This window comes from Vibrio sp. J2-4, from assembly GCF_021728155.1.
Lineage (GTDB): Bacteria > Pseudomonadota > Gammaproteobacteria > Enterobacterales > Vibrionaceae > Vibrio > Vibrio diabolicus.
This window is the reverse complement of the sequence record NZ_JAKKCN010000002.1, coordinates 207029-218838: the sequence shown is the minus strand read 5'-3', so window position 1 is coordinate 218838 and position 11810 is coordinate 207029. Positions and strand designations below refer to the sequence as shown.

Annotated in this window: 12 protein-coding genes; 3 read left to right on the top strand and 9 right to left on the bottom strand. The window is 44.8% G+C overall.

Going from position 1 to position 11810, the window contains the following annotated elements; genetic code table 11:
- Positions 1-26: 26 nt before the first annotated feature.
- The 7 genes from deoC to L3V32_RS06345 all read right to left on the bottom strand — a co-directional run bounded on the left by deoC (position 27) and on the right by L3V32_RS06345 (position 6583).
- The gene (gene deoC, locus L3V32_RS06375) at positions 27-803 is read right to left on the bottom strand and encodes a deoxyribose-phosphate aldolase (RefSeq protein WP_006742378.1); all 777 of its coding nucleotides are present in this window, start codon (positions 801-803) and stop codon (positions 27-29) included.
- Positions 804-1384: 581 nt separating this feature from the next.
- Positions 1385-2668, bottom strand: a complete 1284-nt coding sequence (locus L3V32_RS06370; protein ID WP_006742377.1) for a NupC/NupG family nucleoside CNT transporter — start codon at positions 2666-2668, stop codon at positions 1385-1387.
- Positions 2669-2872: 204 nt separating this feature from the next.
- Entirely contained in the window at positions 2873-3646 is a 774-nt protein-coding gene (locus L3V32_RS06365) for a TatD family hydrolase (RefSeq protein WP_237283992.1), read from the bottom strand.
- Positions 3633-3830, bottom strand: a complete 198-nt coding sequence (locus tag L3V32_RS06360; protein ID WP_046875042.1) for a DUF5363 family protein — start codon at positions 3828-3830, stop codon at positions 3633-3635. The genes L3V32_RS06365 and L3V32_RS06360 overlap by 14 nt, the downstream gene beginning before the upstream one ends.
- A 95-nt stretch (positions 3831-3925) precedes the next feature.
- Positions 3926-5515, bottom strand: coding sequence for a peptide chain release factor 3 (gene prfC, locus L3V32_RS06355; protein ID WP_012841453.1), 1590 nt, complete (start codon positions 5513-5515; stop codon positions 3926-3928).
- 146 nt (positions 5516-5661) lie between these two features.
- On the bottom strand, positions 5662-6117 hold the full coding sequence (gene rimI, locus L3V32_RS06350) for a ribosomal protein S18-alanine N-acetyltransferase (RefSeq protein WP_005394641.1): 456 nt from the start codon (positions 6115-6117) through the stop codon (positions 5662-5664).
- A gap of 55 nt (positions 6118-6172) precedes the next feature.
- The gene (locus L3V32_RS06345) at positions 6173-6583 is read right to left on the bottom strand and encodes a DNA polymerase III subunit psi (protein WP_005394642.1); all 411 of its coding nucleotides are present in this window, start codon (positions 6581-6583) and stop codon (positions 6173-6175) included.
- Between the two features lie 150 nt (positions 6584-6733).
- On the opposite strand from L3V32_RS06345, the gene L3V32_RS06340 reads away from it, so the two are divergent.
- Positions 6734-7180 (top strand): hypothetical protein, encoded by a 447-nt coding sequence (locus tag L3V32_RS06340; protein WP_053809238.1) that lies wholly within the window; start codon positions 6734-6736, stop codon positions 7178-7180.
- A gap of 64 nt (positions 7181-7244) precedes the next feature.
- On the opposite strand, the gene L3V32_RS06335 is transcribed toward L3V32_RS06340, so the two are convergent.
- Positions 7245-7748 (bottom strand): GNAT family N-acetyltransferase, encoded by a 504-nt coding sequence (locus tag L3V32_RS06335; protein WP_012841450.1) that lies wholly within the window; start codon positions 7746-7748, stop codon positions 7245-7247.
- Entirely contained in the window at positions 7732-8259 is a 528-nt protein-coding gene (locus L3V32_RS06330; RefSeq protein WP_237284221.1) for an SCP2 domain-containing protein, read from the bottom strand. The genes L3V32_RS06335 and L3V32_RS06330 overlap by 17 nt, the downstream gene beginning before the upstream one ends.
- Before the next feature lie 362 nt (positions 8260-8621).
- Between L3V32_RS06330 and L3V32_RS06325 the strand changes: the two genes are divergently transcribed.
- On the top strand, positions 8622-10661 hold the full coding sequence (locus tag L3V32_RS06325; RefSeq protein WP_237283991.1) for a bifunctional diguanylate cyclase/phosphodiesterase: 2040 nt from the start codon (positions 8622-8624) through the stop codon (positions 10659-10661).
- Positions 10662-10794: 133 nt separating this feature from the next.
- A complete protein-coding gene (locus L3V32_RS06320) occupies positions 10795-11808 on the top strand; it encodes a peptidase U32 family protein (RefSeq protein ID WP_005394650.1) in 1014 nt (337 codons plus the stop codon).
- Positions 11809-11810 lie beyond the last annotated feature (2 nt).

The window sequence follows — 11810 nt, the reverse complement described above, 5'->3', positions numbered from 1 at the left end:
GCTACCGTTCAGACATATTATTGGGATTAGTACGCTGCTGGATCAGCAGTTTCGTCTGTCACTTCTAATGTATTTAGTAGGTTAGTTAGCAGGCTAGACGCACCGAAACGGTAGTGACGAGCATCAACCCAGTTGTCACCTAGGATTTCGTCAGCCATTGCTAGGTATGCAGCTGCGTCTTCAGCAGTGCGCACACCACCTGCTGGTTTGAAACCAACAGTTTCTGCAACACCCATGTCGCGAATAACTTCAAGCATCATGCGTGCGTATTCTGGTGTTGCGTTTACTGGCACTTTACCAGTTGAAGTTTTAATGAAGTCAGCACCTGCTTCAATACAGATTTGAGATGCTTTCTTGATTAGTGCTTCTTCTTTTAGTTCACCCGTTTCGATGATGACTTTAAGAAGAATATCACCACAAGCCTCTTTACATTGCTTAACTAGTTCGAAGCCTACTTTCTCATCACCCGCCATTAGCGCGCGGTATGGGAAAACAACGTCAACTTCGTCTGCACCGTAAGCAACCGCCGCTTTTGTTTCAGCAACAGCGATTTCGATGTCGTCGTTACCGTGTGGGAAGTTCGTTACTGTTGCAATGCGAACCTCTGGCGTACCTTGCTCACGAAGTGTCTTCTTAGCAATAGGAATAAAGCGAGGGTAAATACAAATTGCAGCTGTGTTGCCTACTGCTGTTTTCGCGTCATGACATAATGAGATCACTTTTGCATCAGTGTCATCGTCATTCAACGTAGTTAGGTCCATAAGTTTAAGTGCACGTAGCGCTGCTGCTTTTAAATCGCTCATTTCTATCTCCGATCAATATTCAAAAAATTCACTACTCAGCCTTACATCACGTCTCTAACTATAATCAACAAGTCGAGACAATGTGAGTAAATGGCTAAACAGTCTATTAATGAACGGACTTGGTTCCCTGAAGACTCGGCATATACAGCGAAAATTTCATATGCCAATTGCTATCCTTGTCACCGCACAGTACCAGTTTGGCCTATGGCACAACAATCTATGATTGCGGTGTCTTTAATATCACATCACACAGCAAAACGCCTATTAGATCTGATATTGCTGGGCAAGTCATTTGCCCATCGATTATGTAATATTCATTACGTGATTAAGTATCAACCTTAACCACTATCCTGTGATTAATACATTATAGAGTTTCACCGCAAAACTGTAGCACCAAATAGAGCGCAAACGGTTTGTATCTCAAAATTTCCTAGCCCCTATTCCATCGGCTGCGTAACTCCTAGACTGAGTCCGGCACCCGGTGAGATTTTAGAGCCCGAAAAACGAAAAATGCCCCGCAGCAATCTCTTGCTACAGGGCATGATGTAAAACGGCGTCTATATATTAAGAACCGATTCTAATTATAGTGCTGCAAGGCTTAAGCAGAAGCCTGCAATTGTCGCTGCCATAAGGTTAGACAACGTACCTGCAAGAACAGCTTTAACACCCATGCGAGCGATGTCACTACGACGGTTTGGTGCAAGGCTACCTAGACCACCAAGTAGAATCGCGATAGAAGAAAGGTTCGCGAAACCACATAGTGCGAATGAGATGATAGCTGTTGTCTTCTCAGACATTACTTCACCAGTTGCCGCGATTACTTGAGCGTTTTCACCTAGGTATGGTGTGAAGTTCAAGTAAGCAACGAATTCGTTCACTACGATTTTCTGACCGATGAATGAACCAGCAGTTACTGCTTCAGCCCATGGAACACCGATTAGGAATGCTAGTGGAGAGAATGCGTAACCTAGGATTAGCTCTAGCGTTAGTTCTGGCATGCCGAACCAACCACCGATGCCACCTAGCATACCGTTGATCAGCGCGATTAGACCAACGAATGCGATTAGCATTGCACCTACGTTAAGCGCAAGTTGTAGACCAGAAGCCGCACCGCCCGCTGCTGCGTCGATTACGTTTACTGGTTTGTCGTCGCCGCCGTCCATCGCTTCTTCGATACTTTCGTGAGGCTGGTCAGTCTCTGGGTGAAGGATTTTAGCGAATAGTAGACCACCTGGTGCCGCCATAAATGATGCTGCTACTAGGTACTCTAGTGGAACACCCATTGAAGCGTAGCCCGCTAGTACACCACCAGCAACAGAAGCTAGACCACCACACATTACCGCGAATAGCTCTGATTGAGTCATTTTTGGAACGAATGGACGAACAACTAGAGGTGCTTCTGTTTGACCTACGAAAATGTTTGCTGCTGCTGACATTGATTCCGCACGTGAAGTGCCCAGCGCTTTTTGTAGTGCGCCACCAAGAATCTTGATAACCCATTGCATAACGCCAATGTAGTAAAGAACTGAAATCAGTGCAGAGAAGAAGATCAGTGTAGGAAGAACACGGAATGCGAAGATGAAACCGCCGCCGCCGAATACTTCGAACATCTTGTCAGAAACAAGACCACCGAACAGGAATGATGAACCATCGTTACCGTAGTTGATAACGTTAGAAACACCTGAAGAGAAACCGTTTAGTAGATCACGGCCCCAAGGTACATACAGAACAAATGCACCTAATGCGAATTGGATAGCGAATGCGCCACCCACAGTTCTTAGATTGATAGCTTTTCGGTTATTAGAAAATGCCACTGCAATCGCAAGAAGCACTACCATACCGATTAGGCTCATAAACAGGCTCATAGTTTATGACTTCCTTATAAGTTATTTATTGGCGTGTTACAAAATGGAGCTATAAAGCGGGAGCAATTATACTCATGCAGAATCAATTAAAGTAATGCCAGCCTCACACTTTCCTATAAGATTCATGATTGATTCAGCCAGCTTTGTGAGTTAATTCACAATAAGCAGGAAAACGTTTTCTATTTCAAACCACATCTTTAGATTTTATTCACATATCGAGAAAGCAAAATTGCTATTTTTCCATAACTGAGAGGCAATCGATTGCTTTGAGCCGTTATGCAACTCTACGAGCTCATTAAAGACGTGAATGAGTTTGGCTGGGTGATTCGACTCCCCTTGATATCCAAGTATAGGCATATCCGGTGCATCTGTTTCGATCACGAGATGTTTGAGTGGTAATTTTTGAATTGCGTCGCGCGTTTTCTTCGCTCTTGGGTAGGTGATGGTTCCTCCTACTCCGATAAAAAAACCTAATTTGACCCACTCCATTGCTTGCTGATAACTCCCAGAGAAAGCATGTAGCACACCGCCCCGAGGGATCTTCGCCGCTTTAACCATTTGAATAAGGCGATTGTGCGCTTTTCGGCTATGTAAAATAACTGGGAGTTCGAAGCGTCTAGCCAGTTCAAATTGAACTTCAAGTGTCTTTTCTTGCAACTGTGGGTCAACATCAATGGCAAAATCTAGCCCACACTCTCCTATTGCCACGCACTGGGGAGCATTTTGTTTTAGATAATGTTCCAATTCAGCAAAGTGCTGCTCGACGTTATCTTCAAGAAAATACGGATGAAACCCAAGGGCGTAATACAAATTGGCATGTTGATCTGCCAAGGTTTGAATACGAGCCCAGTTTTGAGGTCCCACTGACGGAATCAGAATTCTTGTCACGCCTTGCGTTTGAGCTAGCTCAAGTTGATGTGCAAAGTCACCTTGGAATACATCAAAGTCAAAGTGACAATGGGTATCAAAGAGCTTCATCTTGAGACTTTTTATCTGTACCGACAAACTGAGAATCAGAAAATAGCAGAGCTTCACTGTTCTCTTCATTTTGATGGGCAGGATCTTTTCGATACGGAACGCAGCTGCGTTTTTGATCGGGGGTTAGCCCCATCTCCTTGCACCAGTCGTCGTAACGCTTCAATCCTCGTTTAAACCAGTTCATATCTCATCCTTATGAAAAACGCCCTTGGCTAAGTTTATAGCCAAGGGCGTTTTAAAATCTAGTTTGCGTTAAAGCTTACCCAAACCGCTTTTTGATTAGTGCTCACGCGTCGCACGGAAATCAATATCAGGGAAACGCTCTTTCGCCAAGTTTAAGTTAACCATTGTTGGTGCAATATACGTTAGGTTATCACCACCATCCAATGCTAAGTTTGCTTGGTTCTTACGTTGGAACTCATCCAGTTTCTTCGCATCATCACACTCAACCCAACGCGCAGTTGCAACGTTAATGCCTTCATAAATCGCTTCAACGTTATATTCAGACTTCAAACGAGCCACAACAACATCGAACTGAAGTACACCAACGGCACCAACGATCAGGTCGTTGTTTTGTAGTGGACGGAATACCTGTACCGCACCTTCTTCTGATAGTTGCACCAAGCCTTTTAGTAGCTGTTTCTGCTTTAGTGGATCTTTCAGGCGAATACGACGGAATAGTTCCGGGGCAAAGTTCGGAATACCAGAGAACTTCAATGACTCACCTTGAGTAAAGGTATCACCAATCTGGATAGTACCGTGGTTATGCAGACCAATGATGTCACCCGCGTAAGCGTGTTCTGCACGTGAACGGTCACCAGCCATAAAGGTTACTGCATCAGAGATACTCACCTGCTTGCCAAGACGAACGTGGTTCATCTTCATACCCTGCGTGTAAGTACCCGATACAATACGCATGAATGCGATACGGTCACGGTGTTTCGGGTCCATGTTTGCTTGGATTTTGAATACGAAACCAGAGAACTTCTCTTCTGTCGCTTCAACTTCACGCTCAACCGCTTGACGCGTTTTCGGTGCTGGTGCCCACTCTGTTAGACCGTCTAGCATGTGGTCTACACCGAAGTTACCTAATGCGGTACCGAAGTAAACTGGCGTCAGGTCACCTGTTAAGAACATTTCCAAATCAAACTCAGGGCAAGCACCCATAACAAGCTCAAGCTCTTCTCGAACACTTTCCGCAAGGCCTGCACCGACTTTTTCATCAAGCTCTGGGTTATCTAGACCTTTGATGATTCGAACTTCTTGAATCTCATGACCGTGACCAGATTCGTATAAAATCGTTTCATCACGGTGAATGTGGTACACACCTTTAAACTCTTTACCACAGCCGATTGGCCACGTTATAGGCGCACACATCATGCCCAATTCGTTTTCTACTTCGTCCAATACTTCCATTGGATCACGAACGTCACGGTCAAGTTTGTTCATGAAGGTCACGATTGGCGTATCGCGTAGACGGGTTACTTCCATCAGCTTACGAGTACGATCCTCGACACCTTTCGCTGCATCGATAACCATCAAACACGAATCGACTGCCGTTAGAGTACGATATGTATCTTCCGAGAAGTCTTCGTGTCCAGGAGTATCAAGTAGGTTTACCAGGCAATCATTGTAAGGGAACTGCATCACAGACGTGGTTACCGAGATACCACGTTCCTTTTCCATTTCCATCCAGTCTGATTTTGCGTGCTGTGCATTACCACGACCTTTAACCGTACCTGCTTTTTGAATCGCGTTTCCGAATAAAAGGACTTTTTCAGTAATGGTGGTTTTACCCGCATCCGGGTGAGAAATAATAGCGAACGTTCTACGTTTAGACACTTCGCTTAGAAAAGGTGTATTTGACATGAAACTGGTCTTCTTTGATGTCTGAATGCTTGCTCGAAAAGCAAACACGCTTTTTAGATTCAATATTGCGCGGTATTCTCGCTTATTATTGCCTCAGGGGCAACTGATCGCTTTAGGTGCAACTTGCCTTATGGGATGCGTTAACGTTAGTGAAAGAAGAGATAACTCATGATGATCGCATCTTCTTTTCCCGTGCCAGTTTTCGCAGGGTAATAGTTATGACGTCGATCAACTTCATTGAATCCAGCTTGTTCATAAATATAAATAGCAGGCTTATTACTCTCTCGCACCTCAAGCCAAGCACTCTCCGCTTTTGATTGCTCACAATGTTCTAAGAACGCATCCAACAGTTTTTGACCATAGCCTTTACCCTGAAGATGCGGCGCGATAGCAATATTCAGCAACGTAACTTCACCGACAATATTCTGCGCATAGAAGTAGCCAATCACCATCTCGCCATCGAGCATCACATGATGACATGCTCCACGGCTGGATAAATCACGTACCAAAGACTCTGCCCACGGATGCGAGTGTGCTTGCTGCTCAATTTGCCAAACTTGATCTAAGTGCTCAGCGCACATTGGTAAGATTTTAGTTGTCATTATTTACCTAGGGGTTCATGTGCAATACCAATTGCAGTAAAACGGGGATTAATGCTTATTTGCTCGAATTGTTGTAAGAACAAATCTGTTGCCAAAGTGCACGTTTTTGTTGGGTATTCCCATCCACATCTTGCAACAATGGCGATGTCAGCGGTTTAGTGTCAGGCAATACTTCGGCTTCACACCCAGCAAACCAAACCCACTCAAGCTCGTGCTGGCCAAGTAATGGAAATCGCTCTGGCTCAATATGTAACGCTTGGTCAAGCGTTAACTTCATACTCTTTAGGATGTTTTCAAACAAAACCGCCGTCTCATTCTCTGGACATACCGGAGAGATCAACAGGAGTTTGCAAGAACTTTGCAAATCGATTTTTGGCGATTGGTAACCTGCCAATCTATCTGGGTGTACCAGCTCCCATGTGCTGATGCCCATTTCGTGTAAATACTGTTTCTCGTTAATTGACATTTTCCGTCACCTATTTGAACGAGGGCAATCCTAACAAATAATCGTGATTATACCTAAAGGACTTCAAGGAACACCTCAATACATTGGAATGATTGAACTGTTCTGCCTATGACAATGGCCATACCGTAGGTATAACATATGAGGTACATTATGAAATTCTTACCTACACTGCTGCTTTGCGCACTGGTAGCCGCCACCAGCATGAGTGTTTTTGCTAATAGCAGCGATGAGTGGGAGCTGATTGCAACGAAAACCGTCAAATTCCAAACAGAAACGGATACCGTGACACCAAATAGCCTATTTCGAAATCGCAGCTTCAGTAAAATTAAACTGAAATGTGTGCAGGGCACGGTAGACATTAACGACTTAAAAGTCTTGATGACGGACGGTAGTGAGAAAAAGCTAACCTCTATGGGTGTGCTAACAAGCGGATTATCGACTCGTGCATGGAGCCTTCCTGGCTCAAAAGAAGCGAAGCTAAAACAGATTGAAATGACTTACAGTAGTTGGGGCAGCAGAAAACTCAATGTTTTAGGGCTAAGTAAGAAAGCAAAAATAGAGGTTTGGGGTAAGAAGAAAAGTGACCAGTCATCCTAATCTCCCTATCTCAGTTTTCAATGAACTAAGAAAGAAGCCCACTGAGTTAGTGGGCTTCTTTCATTTACAGTTCAGAGAACTCTGGCGCGTAATCTATGCGTCCGGAGCGTCCGGCACATTGACCTTCGACCAACTCTGCGATACGAAATGCACCTTTAGGAACATCCCAAGCGCATTCGAATCCCATCTCGTCGCATGATTGAAAGCCCTGGCGCGCGTAATAATCAGGATCGCCCAACACCACACACACTGGATAGCCAAAATCACGCAGTGAATCAAAACCTTCTTTGATCAACTCTGCAGCGATGCCTTGGCGACGGTAATCTTCATGAACAGCCAATGGCGCCAGCCCTTGCCACGACAAATCTTCACCATTTAAGGTCACTGGGCTAAATAAAGCATGGCCTATCACCTCTCCCTCATCTGTACACGCGACTAAGGAAAGTGTGAATTTGCTGTTTTCGCGCAAACGCATCACAAGCTTAGCTTCAGCTTCCGTCGGGAAGGCGTGTTTCAATAAGCGGTCAATGGTAAGAATGTCCGCAGGGGCTTCAGTTCGAATAAGCATTCGCTACTCCGGTTGGTTGTGCTGGCGCTTGAACCCCTTTCTGAACAAAATCAGCCAATTGATTCAAAGCGACTTGCATTGCTTTCGGTAACTGCTCTAAGTCGACACTGTCCATTAAGTTTTTCACTTCTAAGCCAAGCTCAGTATCGCCTTCAATTGAAAGGCGACGTTGGAAGAACAGTGTGTCAGGGTCTTCTTTACGACCAGCAATCAGTACTAGGTCGTTTAGATTACCACTAAAACTCACATCTTCCTGAACTAGTTTTTCAGCTACCACTAATTTTTCGTCTTGATAGCTGATGTACCATGCTAAGTTCAAGTCTTTAATCGCAACTTTTAACCACTTGTCTTCAAGGAACTCAAAGTCACCATCTTCCAAGGCTTCTTTAAACACCATTTTTAGCCCTTCCAGCAATGCTTTTTGCTGAATTGGCTGTGGTAATAACTGGACTGGAGAACGCAAAATGTTGGCTGCGTTCTTTACTAGTTGACTGCGAATCTTGTTTAACACGTTCATTATCCGTTACTTTGTCATTAGGTTGCCTATATTAAGCAATCGTGGCAATGAGATTACTGTTATGTATCAATAAAGTGCTTATTTTAGATTGGTGGATTATTGTTCACTAACGCTTCTTTTTTTGAAGTTACGTGTATTATTGATGCGAACAGGTGGATAAACACTTTTACAACCGTATTTTCAAAGTTATAGTTATCTGAGCGTATCCATGTGATTGTCGACTGTAAAGTTAAAACCGCGAGCCCTTTAATGGCAAGCGATACTGGACTTGATAGTAGACCGCCGCAGGCTTATCAGGGTGTCGCTTTTTATACACGGACGAATAATCTGGCTCATTGGAGATCGGTAATACCCTAATGCCTTCCCAGCAATTAAAACATTGGTTTGCCACGCTAACCTCAAATAGCCCTTTCTTCTTTGCCATTCTTGATAAAAAACACAATTATCGAATGGTAAGTGACCGTTACTGCGATATCGCAGGTTTAAGTCATGAGGAAATCATCGGCTTAAACGATTGCCAGGTACTGGGCGAGCAGTTTTATAAAAAGCTGGCGCCCTACTATCAGCGTGCATTCAAAGGAACGCATGTCGAAGCCGAAATCACCCTCGATGAAACCGACCTTGAAACCAGCCTGTACTTTAGTCTGTCACCGGTTTTTGAAGGTAACGAAATTCGCTTTGTCGTTTTTCACGCTGTGGATACTTCAGAAAAGCAGATCCTCGTACGCTCCTTAGAAGAGTCCGAAAGTAAGTTTGCGAAATTGACACAACTACTGCCTGACGGTCTGCTGCTTATCGAAGATGACATTATCATCTCTGCCAACCCTGCATCAGCACGTCTTCTGGGACTGAACTCTCCCCATGAGTTGTTAGGCGAAGAGCTCAGCCGTTTATTCATCGATGAAAACAGCAAGAAAGTGTTTAGTCATCGTTTGAGTACATTAATTTCTGACAAGCCTTTTGTTTGCTTAACCAGCGCGAGATGTGGCTTTGAACGAAAAGTTCAGTTACACGCTGATTCCACGGCGATATTAGGTAGCGAGTCTCAAATCATCTTGATCCAAGACGCTGACGATACACCCAAGAATTTGTCTTCTGCATCGAATGAAGACATACATATTGATTCGCTCACCAAACTCTACAACCGCTTTGGTTTTACCAAACGTTTGGAACAGCTGATCAAAAAGCAAACGCCGCTTCTTGTGTTCTATTTGGATATCGATAACTTCAAAAACATTAATGATTCACTTGGTCACCACATTGGCGATAAAGTGATTCAAGAGGTATCGGCCCGTCTTAAACGATTACTCCCAAACCAAGCGATTATTGGCCATTTGGGTGGCGATGAGTTTGGCGTCATTCTGCCAGAACCAGAAAATACCCGCATGGCTGAAATTTTGTCAGATCGCATTATCTCGTTGATCAACCAACCTTTCGATTTACACCACTTCAGCAAACGCCTTGCGTGCTCAATTGGTAGCGTTCGTTACCCTGAAGACGGGCAAGATGCGAGAATCCTGCTACAAAATGCTGATACGGCGATGTATGAAGCCAAAGATCGTGGCCGAAATCGCCTGATCAAATTTAACGACCAGATGAACAAAGAAGCGCGCATGCGTTTGTGGCTTGAAATCGAACTGCAAAAAGCATTGCAGCAGAACGGTTTAGAAGTGTGGTATCAACCAAAGGTTAACGCGCGTGACTTCAGCATTAACGGTGCCGAAGCGCTCGTTCGTTGGAAACACCCTGTCGAAGGTTACATTAGCCCAGGTTCATTCATTCCTGTCGCCGAGCGTGCAGGGTTAATCGAACACCTTGGACGCGTCGTGATGCGTGATGTTTTCAATACGGTAAAACGTTGGAAACAACAAGGCATACTGCCAGGTCGTGTCGCTATCAACCTCTCTCCCGAGCAATTTGGTAATCCACAGCTGATCGACTTTATGGAAAAGTTGCTTCGCACTACCGAGCTTGATCCAAGCTGTATTACCTTCGAGCTAACCGAAAGTGCCGTGATGAGTGATAGCGAACATACACTGCAAATGCTGAATGCGATTAAGAAACTGGGCTTCGCTCTCTCTATCGATGACTTTGGTACCGGTTACTCTTCCCTTTCCTACTTAGCGCGCTTCCCTATCGACGAGCTGAAAATCGACCGTGCGTTTATTAACGATATCGACACGCTACCCAAACAGGTCACTGTGATTGAAAACATCATTAATCTGGGTAAGTCACTCGACTTGACGGTGGTTGCCGAGGGGGTGGAAACCCACCAGCAAGCTACTTTGCTCTCTAACCTTCAATGTAATGCGATTCAAGGATTCCATTTTTATCGCCCACAGCCAAAACATGAAATTGAAGAGCTGTTTGTACAGAATCGTCGTCACAAGAACTAACCCCGACTCGATACCCTTACTCTCAAGGGGTAAATATCGACTTTATTGAGCTAAACCTAACTTAGGTCAATTTCGCTATTCATAATTCTTCATAAAATGCGGACACCTTTTTATTCTCAATGATTGTGAGCATATGGAACTCTTGTGTCCCGCGGGTAACCTGCCTGCGTTAAAAACTGCGATTGATTGCGGTGCCGATGCCGTCTACATTGGCTTCAAAGATGATACCAACGCCCGTCACTTTGCTGGCCTCAACTTTAACGGCAAAAAGTTAGAAAAAGCGGTGCAATACGTTCACGACCGCGACAAAAAAATTCATGTCGCGTTGAATACCTTCGCTCATCCCAATGGCTTTGAGCGCTGGACGAACGCGGTAGACAATGCAGCGGCATTGGGTGTGGACGCGCTGATTGTTGCAGACATTGCAGTTCTGGAGTATGCAGCTCGCAAATATCCCGATCTGGAACTACATCTTTCAGTGCAAGCATCAGCGACCAACATCGCAGCCATTGATTTTTATAAACAGAACTTCAACGTAAAACGTGTGGTGCTGCCTCGCGTCTTATCGATTCATCAGGTCAAACAGCTTTCGCGCAACATCACTAGCGATGTCGAGCTAGAAGTCTTTGCTTTTGGTAGCCTTTGTATTATGTCCGAAGGCCGTTGTTATTTGTCATCATACATGACGGGTGAGTCCCCAAACACTGTGGGTGCCTGTTCTCCTGCCAAATACGTTCGTTGGCAAGAAACTGATCAAGGTCTTGAGTCTCGTCTAAACAATATCCTAATTGACCGCTACTGCGCAGGAGAAAACGCGGGCTACCCTACACTTTGTAAAGGTCGTTTTGAAACAGAAATTGATGGTGAGAAAAAACGCTATCATGCTCTGGAAGAGCCAACCAGTTTGAACACCCTTTCGATGCTGCCAGAACTGTTTGCCGCTAATGTCGCGTCTGTAAAAATTGAAGGGCGCCAACGCAGCCCAGCTTACGTAGAGCAAGTCACTCGAACATGGCGAGCCGCGATCGATCGCTACCAAGCCAACCCAGAAGCTTACCAAGTTGAAGCCGCATGGGATGCGACGCTCGCAAATGTGTCAGAAGGAACGCAAACCACCCTAGGTGCTTACCACCGTAAATGGCAGTAGAG